This window comes from Variovorax sp. Soil_C_12 (assembly GCF_057657375.1).
The window spans coordinates 175,421-195,605 of record NZ_JBDGIO010000007.1 but is presented as its reverse complement, the minus strand read 5'-3'; the positions used below and the strand labels follow the sequence as shown (position 1 = coordinate 195,605).

Annotated in this window: 18 protein-coding genes; 12 read left to right on the top strand and 6 right to left on the bottom strand. The window is 66.2% G+C overall.

Translation table 11 applies throughout. From position 1 onward, the window contains the following. The first annotated feature begins 29 nt into the window (after positions 1 to 29). Both AC3A6X_RS20250 and AC3A6X_RS20245 read left to right on the top strand, forming a co-directional pair. A complete protein-coding gene (locus tag AC3A6X_RS20250) occupies positions 30 to 983 on the top strand; it encodes a LysR family transcriptional regulator (protein WP_487843878.1) in 954 nt (317 codons plus the stop codon). Between the two features lie 503 nt (positions 984 to 1,486). Then, positions 1,487 to 1,849 carry a DUF6351 family protein gene (locus AC3A6X_RS20245; RefSeq protein WP_487843877.1) on the top strand — a complete coding sequence of 121 codons (363 nt, stop codon included), beginning with the start codon at positions 1,487 to 1,489 and terminating at the stop codon, positions 1,847 to 1,849. A gap of 128 nt (positions 1,850 to 1,977) precedes the next feature. Here AC3A6X_RS20245 and AC3A6X_RS20240 read toward each other — a convergent pair whose 3' ends face one another. Both AC3A6X_RS20240 and AC3A6X_RS20235 read right to left on the bottom strand, forming a co-directional pair. Beyond that, complete coding sequence (locus tag AC3A6X_RS20240) at positions 1,978 to 2,661, bottom strand: IS6 family transposase (RefSeq protein WP_487844080.1); 684 nt, start codon at positions 2,659 to 2,661, stop codon at positions 1,978 to 1,980. Positions 2,662 to 3,258: 597 nt separating this feature from the next. Further along, complete coding sequence (locus tag AC3A6X_RS20235) at positions 3,259 to 4,641, bottom strand: aminotransferase-like domain-containing protein (RefSeq protein ID WP_487843876.1); 1,383 nt, start codon at positions 4,639 to 4,641, stop codon at positions 3,259 to 3,261. Positions 4,642 to 4,879: 238 nt separating this feature from the next. On the opposite strand from AC3A6X_RS20235, the gene ltaE reads away from it, so the two are divergent. The 4 genes from ltaE to AC3A6X_RS20215 are packed head-to-tail and all read left to right on the top strand — an operon-like array spanning position 4,880 to position 8,703. Next, positions 4,880 to 5,926 carry a low-specificity L-threonine aldolase gene (gene ltaE, locus AC3A6X_RS20230; RefSeq protein WP_487843875.1) on the top strand — a complete coding sequence of 349 codons (1,047 nt, stop codon included), beginning with the start codon at positions 4,880 to 4,882 and terminating at the stop codon, positions 5,924 to 5,926. After that, positions 5,919 to 7,022, top strand: a complete 1,104-nt coding sequence (locus tag AC3A6X_RS20225; protein WP_487843874.1) for a four-carbon acid sugar kinase family protein — start codon at positions 5,919 to 5,921, stop codon at positions 7,020 to 7,022. Before ltaE ends, AC3A6X_RS20225 begins: the two co-directional genes overlap by 8 nt. Continuing rightward, entirely contained in the window at positions 7,022 to 8,020 is a 999-nt protein-coding gene (pdxA, locus tag AC3A6X_RS20220) for a 4-hydroxythreonine-4-phosphate dehydrogenase PdxA (RefSeq protein ID WP_487843873.1), read from the top strand. Before AC3A6X_RS20225 ends, pdxA begins: the two co-directional genes overlap by 1 nt. 11 nt (positions 8,021 to 8,031) lie before the next feature. Further along, positions 8,032 to 8,703 carry a beta/alpha barrel domain-containing protein gene (locus AC3A6X_RS20215; protein WP_487843872.1) on the top strand — a complete coding sequence of 224 codons (672 nt, stop codon included), beginning with the start codon at positions 8,032 to 8,034 and terminating at the stop codon, positions 8,701 to 8,703. 229 nt (positions 8,704 to 8,932) lie between these two features. Here AC3A6X_RS20215 and AC3A6X_RS20210 read toward each other — a convergent pair whose 3' ends face one another. The 4 genes from AC3A6X_RS20210 to AC3A6X_RS20195 all read right to left on the bottom strand — a co-directional run bounded on the left by AC3A6X_RS20210 (position 8,933) and on the right by AC3A6X_RS20195 (position 13,630). Continuing rightward, complete coding sequence (locus AC3A6X_RS20210) at positions 8,933 to 10,381, bottom strand: NAD-dependent succinate-semialdehyde dehydrogenase (RefSeq protein ID WP_487843871.1); 1,449 nt, start codon at positions 10,379 to 10,381, stop codon at positions 8,933 to 8,935. Further along, on the bottom strand, positions 10,378 to 11,097 hold the full coding sequence (locus AC3A6X_RS20205; RefSeq protein WP_487843870.1) for a cupin domain-containing protein: 720 nt from the start codon (positions 11,095 to 11,097) through the stop codon (positions 10,378 to 10,380). Before AC3A6X_RS20205 ends, AC3A6X_RS20210 begins: the two co-directional genes overlap by 4 nt. A gap of 27 nt (positions 11,098 to 11,124) precedes the next feature. After that, positions 11,125 to 12,591: an aldehyde dehydrogenase family protein gene (locus tag AC3A6X_RS20200; protein WP_487843869.1), complete on the bottom strand. Its 1,467-nt coding sequence runs from the start codon at positions 12,589 to 12,591 to the stop codon at positions 11,125 to 11,127. A 121-nt stretch (positions 12,592 to 12,712) separates the two neighbouring features. Next, positions 12,713 to 13,630 carry a LysR substrate-binding domain-containing protein gene (locus tag AC3A6X_RS20195; protein WP_487843868.1) on the bottom strand — a complete coding sequence of 306 codons (918 nt, stop codon included), beginning with the start codon at positions 13,628 to 13,630 and terminating at the stop codon, positions 12,713 to 12,715. Between the two features lie 105 nt (positions 13,631 to 13,735). Between AC3A6X_RS20195 and AC3A6X_RS20190 the strand changes: the two genes are divergently transcribed. From AC3A6X_RS20190 to AC3A6X_RS20165, 6 genes are read left to right on the top strand one after another with little or no spacing between them, the layout of a single operon-like run. Beyond that, positions 13,736 to 14,062, top strand: a complete 327-nt coding sequence (locus AC3A6X_RS20190; protein WP_487843867.1) for a (2Fe-2S)-binding protein — start codon at positions 13,736 to 13,738, stop codon at positions 14,060 to 14,062. Then, complete coding sequence (locus tag AC3A6X_RS20185) at positions 14,044 to 15,426, top strand: FAD/NAD(P)-dependent oxidoreductase (RefSeq protein ID WP_487843866.1); 1,383 nt, start codon at positions 14,044 to 14,046, stop codon at positions 15,424 to 15,426. The genes AC3A6X_RS20190 and AC3A6X_RS20185 overlap by 19 nt, the downstream gene beginning before the upstream one ends. After that, complete coding sequence (locus AC3A6X_RS20180; RefSeq protein WP_487843865.1) at positions 15,423 to 16,592, top strand: NAD(P)/FAD-dependent oxidoreductase; 1,170 nt, start codon at positions 15,423 to 15,425, stop codon at positions 16,590 to 16,592. The genes AC3A6X_RS20185 and AC3A6X_RS20180 overlap by 4 nt, the downstream gene beginning before the upstream one ends. Positions 16,593 to 16,622: 30 nt before the next feature. Then, entirely contained in the window at positions 16,623 to 18,332 is a 1,710-nt protein-coding gene (locus tag AC3A6X_RS20175; protein WP_487843864.1) for a peptide ABC transporter substrate-binding protein, read from the top strand. Positions 18,333 to 18,342: 10 nt separating this feature from the next. Next, positions 18,343 to 19,299: an ABC transporter permease gene (locus AC3A6X_RS20170; RefSeq protein WP_487843863.1), complete on the top strand. Its 957-nt coding sequence runs from the start codon at positions 18,343 to 18,345 to the stop codon at positions 19,297 to 19,299. Beyond that, the gene (locus AC3A6X_RS20165) at positions 19,296 to 20,183 is read left to right on the top strand and encodes an ABC transporter permease (RefSeq protein WP_487843862.1); all 888 of its coding nucleotides are present in this window, start codon (positions 19,296 to 19,298) and stop codon (positions 20,181 to 20,183) included. The genes AC3A6X_RS20170 and AC3A6X_RS20165 overlap by 4 nt, the downstream gene beginning before the upstream one ends. Positions 20,184 to 20,185 lie beyond the last annotated feature (2 nt).

The window sequence follows — 20,185 nt, the reverse complement described above, 5'->3', positions numbered from 1 at the left end:
TGCAACTCGGATATTGATCAATTCTCAGGATGGCTGATTCGGGTTCCTTATCAACGCGGTTCACCCTGCACCAGCTTCAGGCCTTCGTGTGGACCGCGCGCCTCGGCACCGTGCATGCGGCCGCGCGGCACCTGCACCTCACGCAGCCGGCGATCTCGCACCGTATCCGCGACCTGGAGCAGGAACTCGGCATCCAGCTGTTCGAGCGTCAGAGCCAGCGTCTGCAGGTCACCGAGCTCGGCCGCAACGTCCTCGTGTACGCGGAGCGCGTGCTGGCCTCGGCCCAGGACATGGCGCGGCTCGACCTGCGGCGCACCATCACGGGCCTGGTGCGCCTGGGCGTGGACGAGTCCTGCGCCATCATCGGCATGCCGCAGATCCTGAAAGACATCAAGGACAGCTATCCGGTGCTTCGCGTGGACCTGACGGTGGGCGGCGGCGCGCAACTGCTTCAGAAGATCAACAACCACGAGCTGGACATCGCGCTGCACACGGGACAGAGCAGCCAGCCGGACGTGACGAGCCAGTTCATCGGACTGACCCAGCATCAATGGGTGGCGGCTCACGACCTAATGGTCGCGGACGGAGACTTCCTGCCGGCGCACGCACTGAACCACCGCATCGTGTGCAATGCGCCGCCTTCCACGTTGCATGAATCGGCCTCGCGCTGGCTGGCCTCGGACGGCTATGCCTTCGACGAGTACAGCAGCTGCAACTCGCTCTCGCTGATGGTGGCGCTGGTCGCCTCAGGCCACGCGATCGCCATGCTGCCCGCATCCATCACGCGCCGGCAGGTCGCCGAGAAATCGTTGCAGGTCCTTCGCGCCAGGCCGGCGGTTCCGCACGTGCCCTACTACTTCTCGTACCTCGTGCATCAGCGCAGCGAAACCACGGCGCGAATCCTGGACATCGCGCTGCGCAACCTCCGCGACGCCGGGTTCTTCCATGCCGAGGGATCGCCTCCGGACACTGGCCGTAACTGACGGGAGCGGAGGCGGGGCGCGCGAGCCCTCCTACTGGAACTACTGGCTGGAAGTCCGCCCGACGCCGGCGCTACGCGGCTGTCTGAAGGAGATCCACGGTTTCCGGTTCGCTTTTGAACCTGCGCGGGTTGCCGTGGATCCAGCGATCGATCGCGGATACGGCTCGTCGATCCCATTGAGCGCCAAAGGCGTGGCACGAAGGAGGCACGTCGCCGAGCGTTCTCGAGCATCCGGCTGACCTTACTGCCCAGCGCGCTCTCGTCGCGGAAGCAGCCCATCACGGTTGGGACGCTGTGATACACGGTCATGGCCATTGTCTCGGACAGCGAAAGTTCTGCCGGCCCGCTTCCGTCACGAACCCGGCCCTGAGCGAGTGCGCAGAAAATTTCCCCTCCCCCCGCCAACGCACATCGCTCCTTCACGACGTCGCGCACGGCCGCAGGTGCCAGGGGCTCTCCGAGATGACCCCCTTGCGGATGCGGCGGAAGAGGGCGCCTTCCTGGATGCCTTTTTCCGTTAGCACGGCGAGCCACGCCTGCATGGCCTGCGCTGCCCACCAGCTTCACATCCTCCGGGCGCTCGGCGCCCGCCTGGTTGGCGATGCGGCTTTCCTGCAGTGCGACGACCTCATAGGGCGCGCATCGGCATCCGGCAATCGCTTTCAGCAGTCGTCCGGCACCTCCGTGTTCGACGCGAATGCACTGGCTGCCGGCTTCATGGTCGCGAACGCCCAACTGACCAACCGCAACGACAACAACAACGAACTGCTCGCCGCCGAAAACATGATGATGGTCAAGGAGCACATCATCGACACCTACGGAGAGATCCGAGTGCGCTGGCCAGCCTTAGCAAGGGCGAACGCATGATCCTGGTGGAACTGTTGCACAAGTTGGCGGTGCGCCGCGGGGCGTGAGGGCGGCGTCGGATCAGGACGTCGGCGCCGGTTCTGTCGCGATAAGCCGGTTGAGGCGAGTTGATGCAGGAAACGGTCCGGTCAACGGACCGCGAGACTGTAGAAGTGGTCGGCATGTGTAAATGCCAGGCCGCCGGCGTAGCGCAACTGCCCCTTCTTGATCATGTGCATGGTCTCGATGCCAGCGATCAGGCGGCCAGCACAGTGAAAGGACTTGAATCCCATCATCGGCCGGATTCTGGGCTTGACGCTACGATGGTCCTGCTCGACAAGATTGTTCATGTACTTGGACTGCCGTAGTTCAATCGCGACGCCGCTATCGGCGATCAGACCCCGTACGGCGGCGGTGTTGGCACCGCTCTTGTCGATGGTGATCTTCTCGGGCAAGTCGTGCTGCCCGATGGCGCGCTCGAAGAACCGACGTGCGGCCGCTACATCACGGCGGGCGGTCAGAAGGAAGTCGACGGTCTGGCCGAGGCGATCGACGGCTCGGTACAAATACTTCCACTGGCCGCCCACGAGCAAGTAAGTCTCGTCGACGCGCCATGACCGCCCGACCGGGTGCTTGCGCCGACGAAACACCTTGGCCAATACGGGCAGCATCTTCAATGACCAGCGGTGGACGGTGGCGTGGTCGACCAGCACACCGCGCTCGGCCATCATCTCTTCAAGGTTGCGCAAGCTCAACTGATACGCCGCGTACCAGCGAACGCAAACCAGCATGAGTTCAAGCGGAAAATGCAGCCGCTTGATCACCCCTTGCAGAGTTGAGTTCTGAAGTTGGACGTGCAGCGGTCCATGGCTGCATTCTGGCAGCGCGGCTTATCGCGACAGAGCCGGCCGACATCGCCGTCGCTGCCGGCATCAACAGCGGCTTCGGATGGAAAGGCCGCGCTCGCCAAGGCATCTGCCGCAACGCGGCCACGGCGGCGGCCTGATCGCGGCTGGCGGGGTGGAGGGACCACAGGCGGTCTGCGCAGCACGGGCCGGTTCGCGGGTCCTAGGCTCTGCCGGGGTTGAACACGCCCGCCGGCAGGCCCGCGCAGCGTTCCTGCCTCACGCCGAGCGCGAGGCAATCGCGACTGCTCCGGCATCGGCAGGTCGGACATGGCGCAGCGCGCACGGTGCTGCGGGCTTGCACCACCAGAGACCCTCGTCGCGCGCTGCAGCTGACGACGCGCTTGCCCACACGAGCGAGAACGCGATCGATTGCACCGGTACCACCGGTCATGTTCCCCGCAGATGAGGTCGCCCAGCACCGCAATCTCCAGCTTGAGCGTCACACAAAGTGCGGAAGACCCACAGTCGGTTTTTGCTACGCCTGAAGGACGCACCTCGCTGCGTTGGACCTTGCGCCGCCGCTCACGCGCGAACGCCAGTAGCCAGGTAGGCCTCACGAAGCAAATGGGCAGCCACTTGAGCCCCAACTCTTTCCATGTGGCCGTAACCCATCAGGACTTCGTCGGTGTCGCGGCCGAAGTCGCCGACGGTTTGCAGCACGACGCCTCGCACCCGCAGCTCTTTTGCCAGCTTCCGGTCTAGCTCTTTCCGCCCGAGCGTCAAGACGAGGTGCAGGCCGCCTTCTGTGCCGCGCACCTGCAGCTCAGGACACGATTGGCGGATGGCAACAAGTAGACGGTCACGTTGAATGGCGTGGTGACGCCTGGCGCGCCGCAGGTGTCGTTGAAGCTCTCCGGAAACAAGCATCCACTGCAGGGACACCTGAACGGGCCAACTCGAGTGCAGGCCCTCCCTGGCGATGGTTGACGCCAGTGCATCCACCACGCGCTGGGGTGCGGCGATGAACCCGATCTTCAACGCGGGGCTGATGGACTTCGCGAACGTGCTGACCAAGACTGTCTGCGCAGGAAGGGCCGCGGCCAGTGGCGCGTGGTTCTGGCCCTCGTAGATGAATTCGTGGTCGTACTCGTTCTCGACAACAAGCGTTCCCGACCTTGAAACGAGGGATGCAAGTTCCGCGCGGCGTAACCCGGAGAGTCGCCCTCCCAACGGGTATTGGTTCGCTGGCGTCAGATGGAAGACGCTCGGATCGGCGCTCGCGAAGGCCTTCCTGATGACGGCTCCTTGCTCGTCGACAGGCACCCGCACGATGGTGCCGCCAATCGACTCGAACGCGGCCAATGCACGCGGATAGCCGGGGCTTTCCACAGCGCAAAAGTCGCCCGGTCGCACAAGCGTCCGCGCAAGCAACTCCACGGCGCTTCCGGCGCCCTGAGTGATCACGATCTGCGTCGCTTCGTGCTGCGTACCGCGGTGCCGGCGCAGCCATGCGGCGATTGCTTCGCGCAGTGTCATCAGCCCTTGCGGGTCCCCATACCCCGACGGGGGAAGATGCCGGCCAGCCTCGCGGCACGCTGAACGCCACACGTCCAAGGGCAGCAGCTGAGTGCCGCTCTGGCCCAATCGCCAGTCCTGTGACACCGCGGCGGGAGCGGCGGACCTGGAGGACAAGCGCCGCACGACGCGAGGCGGCGAAGCCGCCGGCTGCAGGACAGCCTTGGCCTGCCGTGCCACGAAGGTACCGAGCCGACCGCGGCTTTCGAGCAGACCCTCTGCCGAGAGCTCGGCGTACGCGTCCACCACCGTGTTGCGACCCAGGCCAAGCTGACGCGCGGCATCCCGCGTCGGCGGCAGCCTGGAGCCGGCAGGCAGGCGCCCATCGCGTATCGCTTGCGAAAGCGCCAAAGCCAATTGGGCATTCCGAGCTTGGGATGTGTCGGACATCTCCAGCGTCGGGAGCACGGAAGCCGCAATGTTAGGCATCAGTTTGGTTGCTCAATTTTGAAAGAAATTGGAGCTTAACAAACAACCAATGACCGCGCAGACTTTCCAGCATGCAGATCCGGGTTCGTCGCGGACCGTGCTCGAAGCCACCAAGAAAAGGACCACGAATGAGGCACCCGGAACCCATCCCCACGGAGCATGGCCACGCCATGCTGCGCAACTTCCCGGAGCAGGCGACATGAACCAAGTAGTAGACCTTCGCAGCGACACGGTCACGCAGCCGACGCGCGCGATGCGCGAGGCCATGATGGCCGCCCCGCTCGGTGACGACGTGTTCGGCGAGGACCCCAGCGTCAACGCGCTGCAGGACAAGATCGCGTCCCTGCTCGGCTTCCAGGCGGCGCTTTTCGTGCCGACCGGCACGCAGAGCAACCTGTGCGCCGTGCTCGCCCATTGCCAGCGCGGCGACGAGTTCATCACAGGCCAGCTGCAGCACTGCTATCGCTGGGAAGGCGGCAACGCGGCCGTATTCGGCGGCGTGCAGCCGCAGCCGATCGCGCACCAGCCGGACAAGACGCTCGCGCTGGCCGACATCGCGGAGGCGATCAAACCGGACGACCAGCACTTCGCGCGCAGCAAGCTGCTGGCGCTGGAGAACACGCTGATGGGAAAGGTGATCCCGCTGGACTACATCGCGGAAGCGACCGCACTGGCGCGCGGCAAGGGACTGGCGACGCATCTCGACGGCGCGCGCTTATTCAATGCGGCCGTGGAGCAGGCTCGCCGCACCGGCAGCGACGCCCAAACGGAGGCCAGGAAGATCGCGCGGCACTTCGACACGGTTTCGGTGTGCTTCAGCAAGGGGCTGGGCGCGCCGGTGGGTTCGGCCCTTTGCGGCTCAAAGGAGCTGATCGCGCGTGCGCGGCGTACCCGCAAGATGGCGGGTGGCGCCATGCGGCAGGCGGGCTTCCTGGCGGCCGCGGTGTCGCATGCGCTCGACCACCATATCGACCGGCTCGCGGAGGACCATGCGCTCGCGAAGCGGCTGGCCGAAGGCTTGCGCGGCATCGACGACCTGCAGGTCGAGGTGCCCGACACCAACATCCTGTTCGTCGACCTCCGCGGCCCTGCGCGCGACAAGTCGGACGAACTGCTGGAGGCGCTGAAGCAGGAAGGCGTGCTGGCGTGGGGGCTGTATCGCTTGCGCTTCGTCACCCACCTCGGTGTCGGGGCCGAAGGCATCGACCGCTGCATTGCGGCGGTGCGGAGGTTTTTCCATGCCTGACGCGCGGCATCTCGTCCGGATACGGCAAATCCGAGTGATCACCGATGACTTCACCAGCGCAACGGATGCGCTGCCCGCGTTCGCGCAGCGCGGATGGCCCACGCGCGTGGTCCTTGGTGAAGGACTTTCAGCTCCGCAGGTTCCGGAGGTCTGGAGCACTGACACCGACAGTCGAACGCTGGACGACGCCACCGCTGGAAGCCGAGTCGCGGCCTGGGCGCAGCAGTGGCGTGACGCGGACACCCTGGTGAAGCAGTTCGACTCCACGCTGAGGGGCCCTGTCGCCTGCGAAGTGATCGCGGCGTGGCGGGCCAGTGGACGCAGGAAGCTGCTGGTGGCACCGGCCTTCCCCGCAGCGGGACGTACCACGGTCAACGGTGAGGTGCGGGTCGACGGAGTTCCCGTGGCGGAGACAGCGTTTTCACGCGACCCTCAGGCGCCGGTGCGAGTCAGCAGCGCGCCCGCCTTGTTCGCCGCCGCAGGGCAGCAACTGCACGTCGCCCGTGATGCGGCGGAGGCCATCAGCCTGCTGGACAGGGTCGATGCGGTGGTGGTGGACGCATCCACCGAAGCCGACCTGCAAAAGCTGGTTCTTGCCGCCGGCCAACTGCGAGACCTCCTGTGGGCCGGGTCGACTGGACTGCTGCGCGCAATGGCCCTTGCATTGCCCGAACGACAGCAGGCTGTGCCGGCCTGGAAGGGGGCGCAGCGCCCTGGCATCGTGGTTGGCAGCGTCAACCCCAGGTCGCGCGCCCAGCTGCGTCATGCCGAAGCCCGCGGCGCCCTTGTCTGGGCCACCCCGGATGAACGGGGTGCGTCAGACGCGCTGACGGCGGAACTCGTTGAGAGGGTCTGCGATGCGGTGCTGACTGGCCGCTGCGACGGGCTCGCCGTCACCGGAGGCGAAACGGCCAAGCACATCGCCCGCCACCTGCAAGCATTCGAAATCGCGGTCCTGCGCGAAGTGGAGCCGGGCGTTCCTTTGTGCCTGATGCGAACGCCCGAAGGGGAGTTCCCGTTGGTCACGAAGGCAGGAGGCTTTGGGGACGATGACGTTTTTCAGCGTTGCCTGCAGTCATTGAGGAAAGAGATTTGATGAAGCCAGTCGTGATCACCTTTGGGGATGCAGCGGGAATCGGGCCTGAGATCGTTGCCAAGACGTTCTCCGACGCAAGTTTCATGGAGCAGTACTCCGCGTTCGTGGCGGGGGACCTGGGAATCCTCCAGGAAGCTGCATCGCGTTGGGGAAATTCCCTGGTGGTAGAGCAGATCTCCGCCCCCGAGGAGCACACGCCCGCCGCGGGACGCATGCAGGTGGTCAGCCTGAGTGCGCTACCGGCCCATCTTCGCCACGGCGAAGTCAGCGCGGCAGCAGGCCAAGCGGCCTTTCACGCCATCCGCCAGTCGATTGAATGGGCGAATGAGGGGCGCGTGAGCGCCATCTGCACGGCGCCGATCCACAAGGAGGCACTGGCTGCCGCAGGCGTACCTTACCCCGGCCACACCGAAATGCTGGCCGATCTCTCCGGCACCAGCGACTTCGGGATGATGCTGGCCAACCCGCACCTGCGCACTCTGCTGGTGACGGTGCACTGTTCGATCCTTGACGCGGTTCGCAAGCTCAGTGTCGACCGCGAACTGCAGGTCATCCGGCTGGCCCATCGAAGCCTGCGGAGCATGGGCATCACCCAACCGCGCATTGCGGTGGCCGGCCTGAACCCCCATGCGGGCGAGGGTGGGCTGTTCGGCAGCGAAGACATGGAGCTGATCGCGCCGGCGGTGGCACAAGCCAGGCAGGAAGGCATCGATGCGGTTGGCCCGCTCCCCGGAGACACCGTGTTCATGCAAGCCCGCAAGGGACGCTACGACATCGTGGTCGCCCAGTATCACGACCAGGGGTTGATTCCCGTGAAGCTTCTGGGTGTCGAGGATGGAGTGAACGTCACGGTGGGTCTTCCCTTCGTGCGGACCAGCCCAGACCACGGCACCGCGTTCGATATCGCGGGCCAGGGCATCGCCGATCCATCCAGCCTCAAGACGGCCCTGGCCACCGCTCACCAACTCGCCCGCAGTTCCTCTGCGGCAGCCACCTGAAGGAAAAATCCATGTCGCACTTCGTCTTCATGCTCACCAAAGAGGACCGCACGGTCCTCGACGCCGCGCAGATCTACGCGCACCTGGCGCGAACGCCGCTTCGCTACATCGGATTCAAGGACATCGGCCTGCCGGTGCAGGAGCTGGTGTCCCTGGCCGCCGCCATGAAGGGGGACGGTAAAAAGGTGATGCTCGAAGTGGTGAGCACGAGCCGCGAAGCGGAGATGCGCTCGGTGGAGGCGGCTTGCGAGATCGGCGTGGACTACCTGCTGGGCGGCCGCCATGCGGAAGAAGCGGTTCGTATCCTGAAAGGCACGGACATCCAGTACTTCCCGTTCGCGGGCCATACCGAAGGCCACCCCACGCGCCTGGTGGGCACCATCGACGAGATCGTGGAGGATGCCAAGCGGCTGGCCGCCTTGCCGGGCGTACACGGCCTGGACCTGTTGGCTTACCGGTTCGCCGGCGATGTGGAGCAGCTGGCCGCGCGCGTGGTGCGGTCCGTCAGCATTCCGGTGCTTGCGGCCGGCAGCATCGCCAGCAACGAGCGGGTCCAGGCCATGCGGCGCTGCGGCGTATGGGGCTTCACCGTGGGCAGCGCCATCTTCGATGGTGACTTCCTGCGAGAGCCCGTTCCCCAGCAGATCGAGAACATCCTGCAGCTCGAAGGCGTGACCGCCTGATACCCGATGTCCAGGCTGTACAAAGCGCCTGACGCGGACTAGGGACTCGGATGCCCGCCAGGTTCAATAGCCGGCGGGCATCATCGGTTTTGGGATGCGGCCGGCAACCGCGTCGTGAACACACTTCGCCCTGCCTTCAAGAACAATGCCCCGCGAGCGGGGCATTCGGTTCGTAGTCCGCATCAACCTATTTGCGCGCCTGTGCCTGCACGCGCGGACCCGTGAACGCTCACAAGTTGCCCTGGCACAGGTATTTCGTATGCATGTAGTCCTCGAGGCCCCAACGGGAGCCTTCCCGCCCGTAACCCGATTCCTTCACGCCGCCGAAAGGCGCGCTCGGCGCCGAGATGGCACCTTCGTTGATGCCCACGATGCCGGTCTCCAGCGCGGAGGCGACGCGCCAGATGCGCTTGACATCGTTGGAATAGAAGTAGCCCGCCAGGCCGAACGGCGTGTCGTTGGCCAGTTGGATCACCTCTTCTTCATTCGCGAAGCGAAAGATGGGTGCCACCGGTCCGAAGGTCTCCTCGCACGACAACTCCATCTCGCGCGTGGCGTCGGTCAGCACCGTGGGCGCGTAGTAGTTGGGGCCGCTGGCGATCTCATTGCGCACGCGCCTGCCGCCGACAACGGCCTTTGCGCCCTTGGCGATCGCGTCATTCACGTGGCGTTCGATCTTCTCCACGGCGCGCGCGTTGATCATGGGGCCGATCTCGGCCTGGGGCCAAGTGGCCGGTCCGACCTTGAGCGCGCCCACGCGAGCCGCGAGTTTGTCCACAAAGCGGTCGTGCACGGCCTCGTGCACGTACACCCGATTGGGGCTCACGCAGGTCTGGCCGCCGTTGCGGAACTTGGCCGCCATCAGTCCCTCGACAGCGGCGTGGAGGTCCGCATCCTCGAACACGATGAAGGGCGCGTTGCCGCCCAGCTCCAGCGACAGCTTCTTGAGCGTGGCGGCCGATTCGCGCGCCAGCAGCTTGCCCACGGCCGTACTGCCCGTGAAGCTGATCTTGCGCACGCGGCCGTCGGCCAACCATTGGCCGACCACCTCGGGCGTGCGCTCGCGCGAGGCCGTGACTATGTTCAGCACGCCAGGCGGAACACCGGCCTGCTCGGCGAGCCCCACCAGCAGCAGCGACGTGAGCGGCGTGTCTTCGGCAGGCTTCGCCACCACCGTGCATCCGGCGGCCAGTGCTGGCGCGATCTTGCGCGCAATCATGGCGGCCGGGAAATTCCAGGGCGTCACCACGGCCACCACGCCGACGGCTTCCTTCAGAACGAAGAAGCGCTTGCTCGCCACCGGCGCCGGGATCATCTCGCCATGGGCGCGCACGGCTTCCTCGGCATACCACTCCACGTAGCCGGCGCTATAGGCGACTTCGCCGCGCCCCTCGTTCAGCGGCTTTCCCTGCTCGCGCGAGATCAGCGCGGCGATAGCCTCGGTGTTCTGCACGATGAGCGCGTGCCAGCGCTTGAGCACCTGGGAACGCTCCTGTGCCGTTTTCGCCTTCCAGCCGGCGAGCGCCGCTGCCGCGGCATCGGCCGCGCGCCGCGCGTCATCCGCACCGCTGTCCGGCACCTGTGCAACGATGCTCTCGTCGGCGGGGTTGCGCACGTCGAACACGCCGCCTTGCGCGGCCGGGAGCCACTCGCCGGCGATGCAGTTGAGTATTCTCATGCGGTCTTCTGGGTCACGTAGAACTTCGCGACGCGCTCACTGCTTTCCCATCCGATGGACGCACCCTGCGGAACGAAGAGCGCGTCGCCGGTGTTCGCCGACAGCACGCTGCCGTCGGGCGCGGCGAACCGCACACTTCCGGACACCAGGTGCATGTACTCGTTCTGTCGATGAGTGCGGACGATGCGGTGATACGGCGTCGAATCCCACGTCCCCGCGCTGTATTGCGCCGCGTCGTCGCTGAACACGTTGTCGGCGCGGCACTCGGGAGGCACGCCGCTCACCAAAGCCTCCGGCGGGAGCGAATTGGAGGGCTTGAAATTCGCTTCAGCGCGCACGGCGAAGAGTCCGCGCTTCGTAGGCCGCTCGCAGGCGGCCGCGCAGAACGTGAACAACGCATGGGTGGTGGCCGCGATACGCAGGGAGGTGCCGTGTCCGATGACAGCTCCCGAGTTGGGGCCGAGCACCAGCGCAGATCCGCCGGCCGGGGTGAGGGTCAGCTCGCCCTCCGCCACGACGATGGTCTCGATGTGCGGAAAGGCTGGGACATCGAGCTCGCCGATGAAGCTGGCCCGGCCCACGGCCATCGAGTCAGGTCCCTCCCAGGCGATCTCGCGCTGGCGCGCAAAGGGGTCGTCCTGGCCAAACGCCGCCCGGCGGAACGCGGTGGAAACGGGCGCGCCGTCGGCGCGATGCAGCATGAGGGCTACGGTCATGATTTGCTCCTGCGCGTTGTGCGCTGTTCACTGAAACTGGTAGCCGAGAACGGCCTTGGTCTCGAGGTACTCCTCGAGCCCTTCGATGCCGTACTCGCGGCCGTTGCCCGAGCGCTTGTAGCCGCCGAAAGGGGCGTAAGGGCTCCAGGCCGGGTAGTTGATGTGGACCTGGCCAGACCGGATGCGCGCGGCGACTGCGCGAGCGGCGACCAGGTCCTGTCCTTGCACGTGGGCGCCCAGGCCATAGACGGTGCCGTTGGCGATCTCCACGGCTTCGTCGACGCTGTCGTACGGGATCACCACGAGCACCGGCCCGAAGATCTCTTCCTGCGCGACCTGCATCCGCGGGTGCACCGACGAAAAAACGCTCGGGCGGCAGTAGAGGCCGTGTGCCAGGCCTTCGGGCCGGCCCGCGCCGCCGCACACGAGCCGCGCGCCCTCGGCGACACCGACGCCGATCATTTCTTGCACGCGATTGAACTGGGCGCGGTTCGCCACCGGGCCATGGGTGGTTTGCGGCGAGCGCGGATCGCCGACGATGAAGCTCGCAGCAGTTTTGGCCGCGATCCGTTCGACCTCCTGGAGCCGTTCGCGCGGAACGATCATGCGCGTCGGAGCGCTGCAGGATTGGCCGACGTTGCGCATGCCCGCCGCGACGCCCAGAGGAACTGCGCGCGCCAGATCGGCATCGGGCAGGATCACGTTAGGTGACTTGCCGCCGAGCTCCTGCGCCACCCGCTTCACCGTCGGGGCGGCGGCCTGTGCAACCAGCACGCCGGCTCGGGTCGAGCCGGTGATGGAGATCATGTCCACGTCGGGGTGCGCCGACAGCGCGGCACCGACTTCGGGCCCGCTGCCGTTCACCAGGTTGAACACTCCCGGCGGAACGCCGGCGTCGTGCATCAACTCAGCGAAGAGCAGCGCGGAAAGTGGCGACAGTTCGCTTGGCTTGAGAACGACCGTGCATCCCGCGGCCAAGGCGGGGCCGACCTTGGCCGTGATCTGGTAAAGCGGCCAGTTCCAAGGTGTGATCAGCCCGCACACGCCGATGGGCTCGCGCAGGATGGCCACGTCGCCCCGCGGCGCAAGGAACGGGTAGCTGGTCACGTTGTCGCGCGCAACGCGGATGTGCTCCGCTGCGACGGGAACCTGGGTGCTGCGCGCGAAGCCGATGGCAGCGCCCATCTCCAGGGAAATTGCCTGTGCGAAGGTTTCTGCCCGTTCCAGGATGAGGCTGTGTATGCGGCCCAGCAGCTGGGCCCGCTGCTCGACGGAGCTGGCCGACCAGGAGGCAAAAGCGCGCCGCGCTGCTGCCACTGCCATATCCACATCCTGTGCATCGCCCAGCGCGATCTCCGCCACAGGTTCCTCAGTCGAGGGGTCAATCACCGTGGCGCGGGCCCGCCCACGCGGCATGACCCACTCGCCATCGATGAATATGCGATCCAGGCGGCCACGCAGGCGCTCGGGGGTGAAGGAGTTCGCTGACGTCATGGCGTCTCAGTATCGAAACGCCAGTTCATACCGTCAAATTCCAGTTTTGCCCGTATTCATACCTGTCTGATATGAAGGCTCGTGGCCATGCTGCCTGCTGCAATTGGCATCTGGGGCGTCATCACGCAGGCGACCGGGCACCGCTCCTGCGCGCTGGAATATCGCTGCCGCGCACCACGATGCGCAGGGCGTCGACGAAGTCGGCGACGAGCGCCTGCTCCGGCTGCTGGTGGGCCCGTATCAGATGGCAATCGAAGTGGATCGCGGGTTCGAACTCCAGCGCATGCACACCGGCGAGACCGAGGTCGGTGAGAACCGCCGGATTCAGGATGCTGACGCCGAGCCCGCGCGCCACCATGGCGCACATCGTGGTGGCCAGCGTCGTCTCGATCTCCAGCTTGCGGACCTCGGGAACGAACACCTTGTCGATCTCCGCACGCGCCACGTCCGGGGGCGACGCCGAGATGAATGACTCGCCGGCTAGATCCGCGGGGCCGACCTTGCGCCGGCGCGCCAGCCGGTGCCCCTTCGGCACGATGCAGACGGCACGCTGTGAAAGGACGAGTTCGCTGTCGACTTCCTGCGGCAAAGCGACATAAGGCGCCAGTCCGAGGTCGTAATAGCGCGACGACACCCCTTTGCAGATGGTCGCGGAATCCGCCGTGGTCACCACGACGGGCACATGCGGGCGCATGCCGCGAAATACCTGCAGGATGCGCGGCACGGGGTTGATGGCCAGGGCCGGGGTGACCGCGATCCGCAGGCCTTCCACGCCCAGCGTGCGGATGCGCTCGGCAGCCGCGCTGATGGACTGCAAGCCCACGTACACGCGGTCCACTTCTTTCAGCAGCGCAAGGGCTTCAGGTGTCGGGACCACGCGCAGCCCGACGCGCTCGAACAGCTTCAGCTGCGTTTCGCGCTGCAACAGCGCGATGGCCCGGCTCACGTTGGGCTGCGAGGTGTGCAGCTGCGACGCGGCAAGTGTCATCGAGCCGGTGTGCATGACGGCGCGAAAGCATTCGATCTGGCGGAAGTTCATATCAACTTAGCATGAATTGGGGTGAAACTTGTATTTGACCGTATGAAGACCTGTTTCGATACTTCGGGCAATCCAGTACTTCGGTGTGACCCAACAAGGCTTCCAATGAACGGTGTGAACACCCCTCTGCCGCGCTTCGTGCGGCTCGGCGAAACCGGGCGCCGCGAAATCCGGCTGTGGATCGATGGTCGACGCACGAGGGCCCTCGAGGGCGACACGCTGCTGGTCGCGCTGCTTTCGAACACAGGGCATCTGCGCCATTCCGAGTTCTCGGAGGGTGTGCGCTCCGGCTTCTGCCTGATGGGCGCGTGCCAGGATTGCTGGGTGCGCGACGAGCAAGGGCAGCGCATCCGCGCCTGCAGCACGCCGGCGCGCGACGGCATGCGCATCCTCACTTCCGCACAGGAGGCCGAATGGGCGAAGCTCGCATAGTCATCGTCGGTGCTGGCCCTGCCGGGGTCCGCGCGGCGGAGGCGCTGGTTGCACGTGGCATCCGCCCTTTGGTGGTGGACGAGAGCCGCCGCGATGGTGGCCAGATCTACCGCAGGCAGCCCGAGGGATTCAAGCGTCCCTACGCGAAGCTGTATGGAACCGAAGCGGACAAGGCGCAGGCCTTGCACCGCAGCTTCGAGCAGCTGCGTGACCGCATCGACTGGCGTGCCGAGACGCTGGCGTGGCATCTTGAACCCGGTTGGTTGCACGTCGTGCGTGCCGGCAAAGCCGAGGTTCTGCCGTTTGACGCCCTGATCGTCTGCAGCGGCGCCACCGACCGGCTGATGCCGGTGCCGGGCTGGGACCTGGCCGGCTGCTACAGCCTGGGCGCCGCGCAGATCTCGCTGAAGTCGCAGGCTTGCGCGATCGGCCAGCGCGTCGTGTTCATGGGCACCGGCCCGTTGCTCTATCTCGTCGCTTCCCAGTACCTGGCCGCAGGTGCACAGGTGGAGGCGGTTCTGGATACCTCGGCCTCCGCGCTGCGCCTGCGCGCGCTGCCCCGGCTCGCCACCCGCCCGGCCGTCCTGCTCAACGGCTTGAAGCTCGTTGCCTCGCTGCGCATGGCGGGAGTGCGCGTGATGACCGGGGTCACGCCCGTCGAGATCAGCGGCTCGCCGCAAAGCGGCGTGAGCGCCGTGCGGGTGCGCGACGGCCGCGGCCGCGAACACGCTTTCGAGTGCGATGCCGTGGCGCTGGGATACCACCTGCGGTCCGAAGCGCAGCTCGCGGATCTCGCCAAGTGCGAATTCCGGTTCGACCCGGCGTCGCGTCAGTGGCTGCCCCGCATCGACGAGGATGGCCGCAGCAGCGTACGGGGAATCTACCTTGCGGGCGACGGCGTGCGCCTGGCCGGCGCCGACGGCGCCGAAGCGGCTGGGCGCCTCGCGGCGCTGGCGTGCCTGGCCGACCTGGGCATCAAGCGCAGCGAACCGGAAGTTGCCGAGCTGCGCGCCACGCTGCAGAAGATGGAGCGCTTCCGCCAGGGCCTGTTGCAGGCGTTTCCCTGGCCGCACCAGGCGGCGGCCGTATTGCCGGACAGCACCGTGGTCTGCCGCTGCGAAGTGGTCACCGCGGGTGAGCTGCGCACCACCGTCAGGGAGCTCGGTGCCTGCGAGATCAACCGTGCCAAAGCCCTGTGCCGCGTGGGCATGGGCCGTTGCCAGGGCCGCTATTGCGGGCACGCGGCAGCAGAAATCGTGGCGCATGCCGCCGGGATCCCGGTGGAGCAGGTCGGGCGCATCCGCGGGCAGGGGCCAGTGAAGCCGCTGCCGATTTCAGCGCTCGCCATGGGAGGTGCCGAATGAGCGGCAAGCAACTCGCCGCGGACGTCGTCATCGTCGGCGGCGGCATCGTGGGCGCGGCCAGCGCTTTCTTCCTGCGCAAACGCGGCTTGTCGGTCGTGTTGCTGGAGCGTGGCCTGGTGGGCCAGCAGGCCAGCGGCGTGAACTTCGGCCACGTGCGGCGGCAAGGCCGGTTCCTGCCGCAGCTGCCGCTGGCGCATCGCTCGCGCGACATCTGGGGGCGCCTGCCGGAACTGATCGGTCACGACGCGGAGTTCATCGTGAGCGGCAGCATCAAGGTGGTGTACGACGAATACGGCGTCGCGGCGATCGAGCAATACGCGGCCGATGCGCGCCCCTGGGGACTCAAGCTGCAGATCCTCGGCAAAGCCGAAGTCCATAAGCGTTTTCCGTTCTTCGCACCGGACGTGATCGGCGGGTCGTACTCCCCGAACGATGGCCACGCCAATCCCCGCCTGGCGGCACCGGCGTTCGGCCGCGCGGCGCGCAAGGCCGGCGCGACCATCGTGGAAAACTGCGAGGTGCTGGACATCCATAAGGACGCGCTCGACTTCCATGTGGCCGCCAAGGACGGGACAACCGTCACCGCACCCATTGCGCTGGTTTGCGCAGGCGCCTGGGCCGGCAAGTTCAGCGAGGGCTTCGGGGAGTCGGTGCCCCTGGTGCAGCGTGGTCCCACGATGGGAGTCACCGAACCGATGCCCTACGGCATCGTGCCGGTGGTCGGCGTCACGAGCGCGAACCCCGCCGAGGACATGTACTTCCGCCAGGTCCAGCGCGGCAACATCGTCTTTGGCGGCAGCGTGCGCAACGAAGCGCACCTGGATGAGCGCCGCGCCCAGCCCAGGCCGGGCAACACGCTGCTGCAGCTGCCGCACCTGCGGCGCATCGCCCCGGCGCTCGCGAACGTCCACGTGCTGCGCACCTGGAGCGGCGTCGAAAGCTACTTCCCGGACGATCTCCCGGTCATGGGATCCAGCCAGCGCGTGAGCGGCCTGTACTACGCCTTCGGCTTCTGCGGCCACGGCTTCCAGACGGGGCCGGGCGTCGGCGATGTGATGGCGGAACTGATCGACCGGGGCGCCACGGACATCGACCTGGCGCACTACAGCATCCACCGATTCGCCGCCATCGTTCCTGCACTGCAGCCGGAAGCCGCAACCGCTTAGTTACCCAGCAAACCTACCAAGGAGACAACGATGAACGACCACCGCACAGAACCAAGGGGCATGCACATGGAGCCGGCGACGAGCACCGGCGATCCCCTCATGGTCAACCTGACCCGTCGCGACGCCATCTTCGCAGGGGCCGCTGCGTTCGCCTTGAGCTCCGTCGGCCTGGCGGCGAGCGGGCGCGCCTTCGCCCAGGCCACGAAGCCCACCGGTCAGGCCATCCTTGCCTTCTCTCAGGAGGTGACCGTCCTGCACCCGCTGATGACCGCCAATGAGGTGGACCAGGGCGTCTGGTGGAACCTCTTCACGCCCCTCTGGTTGCTGGATGCCCAAGGCAAGTTCGTGCCGATGCTGGCGAAGGCAGTCCCGACCCTTGAAAACGGCGGCATCTCGGCCGATGGACTGACCTGGCGCGTCGAGCTGCGCAGCGACGTGAAGTGGCATGACGGCAAGCCCCTGACGGCGGAAGACGTCCGGTATTCGATGGCCTTGATGAAGAACCCGGCGTTCCGCGCCCGCAATCGCACCGCTTTCGAGCTCATCGCGACCGTGAGCGTGGAGGGCGACAACGTGATCACGTGGAAGCTGAAGGAGCCGTACGCGCCGATGACTTCCGTGCTGAGCTGGACCTTCATCGTTCCCGCGCACATCCTGTCGCAGGACCCTGACCCGAACTCGCCGAAGTTCGCCGCCGCCCCCATCGGGACGGGGCCGTACCGCTTTGTCAGCCGCAAGACCGGTGACCACGTGATCCTCGAAGCCAACCCGAACTACTTCGGCAAACCTCCCGGCCTGAACCGCCTGATCTTCAAGTATGTTCCGGACCTGAACGCGATGTACACGCAGTTCAAGACCGGGGAAATCGACTACATCGGCCTGCAGGGCATCCCGACCAATTTCTACAAGGAAGCCACGGCCCTGCGTGGCCGCCGCGTCCACACGGCGCACAAGCCCTCCGTCGAGAACCTGACGCTCAACCTGGGGCACCCGGCCTTGGCGGACAAGGCGGTGCGCAAGGCGCTGAACATCGCGATCGACCGGCAGGCGATCTGCGACCAGGTCTACGACGGCCTTCCCAAGCCGGCGAACAGCTACCTGGTCCCCACCCACTGGGCCTACAACGCCAACCTGCCGAAGCCCGAGTTCGACCCCAAGAAGGCCGCGGCGATGCTGGACCAGGCCGGCTGGGTGCGGGGCCCCGATGGCATCCGCGTCAAGAACGGCGTGCGGTTGTCCTTCACGAACTCGACGGTCACGGGCAACCAGCTGCGCGCGCAGACGCAGCAGCTCATCGCGGACGACTTCAAAAAGATCGGCGTCGAGATGCAGATCAAGAACCTGGTGGCGGCGGTGCTGTGGGCCGATTTCTGGCGGAACTCCGAGTTCGACAGCTTGCTGACGGCTCCAACCTACACGATCGCCTCGGACCCGGACGTCACGCACCGCTTCGGCTCCGGCGCCATCCCGAAGGAGACCAAGACGGGCTCGAACGTGAGCCAGTACAAGAGTCCCGGGGTGGATGCGCTGCTCGCCAAAGGGCGCCAGGAATACAACGTCGCCAAGCGCAAGGAAATCTATGCCAAGGTCCAGGAGCTGATCATGGACGACCTGCCCTTCCTGCCGCTGTTCAACTCGGTGGAGATTGAGGGCACGAAGGTCGGCCTCGATGGCTACGCCTCCAACGTGAACACGCTGGCGAACAGCTGGAACGCCTCCAGCTGGCGGTGGACAGCCTGAGGAACCCGCCATGGGACGCTATCTCCAGACCCGCCTGCTGCAGGCCCTGCTGCTGCTGTGGCTGGTTTCGATGATCGCCTTCGCGATCCTGCACCTGGCGCCGGGGGGGCCGCTGTCGCAGTTCCTCGCGACCGGCACTCTCGGGCCCGAGGACGTGGAGCGGCTCATGGCCCAATACGGCCTGGATCGCCCACTGCCCGTCCAGTACCTGGATTGGGCCGGAAACCTGCTCCAGGGTGACTGGGGCAGGTCGTACCGGGACGATCTGCCGGTCCTGGTGAAGATCGGGATACACGTCGGACCGACCCTTGAACTGATGATCTCGTCCACCCTGCTGGCGATGTTCCTCGGCGGAATGATCGGCATCCTGGGCGCCGTTCGCCGCTACTCGTTCTTCGACCATCTGGCCACGATCGGCGCCATGGTGGCGCTGTCGATCCCGACCTTCTGGTTCGGGCTGGCCGTGATCTACGCCTTCTCGGTCAACCTCGGCTGGTTGCCGGCTGGCGGCCGCGAAACCATCGGCGATGGCTCGTTCGTCGACCGCCTGCAGCACCTGGTTGCGCCGTGCATCGTGCTGGCGTTGGTATCCACTGCCGTCTGGAGCCGATACATGCGGTCCTCGATGCTCGACGTCATCAATCAGGACTACATCCGGACAGCCAAGTCAAAGGGTGTCTCGCCGGCACGCATCCTCGTGCACCACGCGCTGCGCAACGCCTTGCTGCCGATGATCACCATCACCGGCCTGCACGTCTCCACGCTGCTGAGCGGCGCTCTGGTGACCGAGACCGTCTTCACCTGGCCGGGGATGGGGCGGCTTTTCCTCGACAGCGTGAGCAACCGCGACTATCCCGTGGTCATGGGCATGCTGATGTTCACCGCCTGCATGGTGCTGCTCGGCAGCCTGCTGGCGGACCTTTTCTACTCCGTTGCGGACCCCCGCATCAAGGCAGGTGCCCAATGAGCGCCGCTCACACTACGCAGATCGCGCCGGGGCGCCGGCCTTTGGGCGAACGGTATCCGGCCCTCCGCCGCTTCATGCGGCACCGCATCGCGATGCTGGGACTGTTCGTGGTCGTCTTCATGACCCTGTTCAGTTTCCTGGGACCGTCCCTGATCCCGTTCAACGCCACGGACACCGACATCCGCAGCCGCTTCATCGAGCCGTTCGCGGGACCGCACATCCTCGGCACCGACCCGCTGGGGCGCGACATCCTGGCGCGGCTGATGTACGCCGGTCGCATTTCGCTGTCGGTGGGCTTTGCGGCCACGCTGCTGTCGATGCTGATGGGTGTGCTCGTGGGCCTGGTGGCAGGTTTCTACCGCGGCGTCGTCGGCGCCGTGCTGATGCGGTTCGTGGATGCCATGCTTTGCTTCCCGACGATCTTCCTGCTGCTGGCGGTCGCGGCGCTGATCGAGCCTTCGGTCACGTCCATCGTCGTGCTCATCGCCGTGGCCAGCTGGATGGAAGTCGCTCGCGTGGTCGAAGGGCAGGTCCGATCGCTGCGCGAGCGCGACTTCGCGCTGGCCGCCGAGTCCCTGGGCGCCAGTGACCTGAGGATCATGTTCCGCGAGCTGCTGCCCAACGCGGTCGCGCCTATCGTCGTGGCCGCCACGCTGAACATCGCCCACGCGATCCTGGCGGAGTCGTACATCAGCTTCCTCGGATTCGGCATCCATCCCCCGACGCCCAGCTGGGGAAACATGCTGGAGAACGCACAGAGCTACCTGACCAACGCGCCGTGGCTCGCGATCGTGCCGGGCGTGGCGATCGCACTGACCGTGACGAGCTTCAACTTCATCGGCGATGGCCTGCGCGATGCGCTGGACGCCAAACTGGATCGTTGACC

Coding starts and splice junctions, on each gene's coding strand:
- AC3A6X_RS20250 (WP_487843878.1), top strand. CDS start 30: ATGGCTGATTCGGGTTCCTTATCAACGCGGTTCACCCTGCACCAGCTT.
- AC3A6X_RS20245 (WP_487843877.1), top strand. CDS start 1,487: ATGCCTTTTTCCGTTAGCACGGCGAGCCACGCCTGCATGGCCTGCGCT.
- AC3A6X_RS20235 (WP_487843876.1), bottom strand. CDS start 4,641: ATGTCCGACACATCCCAAGCTCGGAATGCCCAATTGGCTTTGGCGCTT.
- ltaE (WP_487843875.1), top strand. CDS start 4,880: ATGAACCAAGTAGTAGACCTTCGCAGCGACACGGTCACGCAGCCGACG.
- AC3A6X_RS20225 (WP_487843874.1), top strand. CDS start 5,919: ATGCCTGACGCGCGGCATCTCGTCCGGATACGGCAAATCCGAGTGATC.
- pdxA (WP_487843873.1), top strand. CDS start 7,022: ATGAAGCCAGTCGTGATCACCTTTGGGGATGCAGCGGGAATCGGGCCT.
- AC3A6X_RS20215 (WP_487843872.1), top strand. CDS start 8,032: ATGTCGCACTTCGTCTTCATGCTCACCAAAGAGGACCGCACGGTCCTC.
- AC3A6X_RS20210 (WP_487843871.1), bottom strand. CDS start 10,381: ATGAGAATACTCAACTGCATCGCCGGCGAGTGGCTCCCGGCCGCGCAA.
- AC3A6X_RS20205 (WP_487843870.1), bottom strand. CDS start 11,097: ATGACCGTAGCCCTCATGCTGCATCGCGCCGACGGCGCGCCCGTTTCC.
- AC3A6X_RS20200 (WP_487843869.1), bottom strand. CDS start 12,591: ATGACGTCAGCGAACTCCTTCACCCCCGAGCGCCTGCGTGGCCGCCTG.
- AC3A6X_RS20195 (WP_487843868.1), bottom strand. CDS start 13,630: ATGAACTTCCGCCAGATCGAATGCTTTCGCGCCGTCATGCACACCGGC.
- AC3A6X_RS20190 (WP_487843867.1), top strand. CDS start 13,736: ATGAACGGTGTGAACACCCCTCTGCCGCGCTTCGTGCGGCTCGGCGAA.
- AC3A6X_RS20185 (WP_487843866.1), top strand. CDS start 14,044: ATGGGCGAAGCTCGCATAGTCATCGTCGGTGCTGGCCCTGCCGGGGTC.
- AC3A6X_RS20180 (WP_487843865.1), top strand. CDS start 15,423: ATGAGCGGCAAGCAACTCGCCGCGGACGTCGTCATCGTCGGCGGCGGC.
- AC3A6X_RS20175 (WP_487843864.1), top strand. CDS start 16,623: ATGAACGACCACCGCACAGAACCAAGGGGCATGCACATGGAGCCGGCG.
- AC3A6X_RS20170 (WP_487843863.1), top strand. CDS start 18,343: ATGGGACGCTATCTCCAGACCCGCCTGCTGCAGGCCCTGCTGCTGCTG.
- AC3A6X_RS20165 (WP_487843862.1), top strand. CDS start 19,296: ATGAGCGCCGCTCACACTACGCAGATCGCGCCGGGGCGCCGGCCTTTG.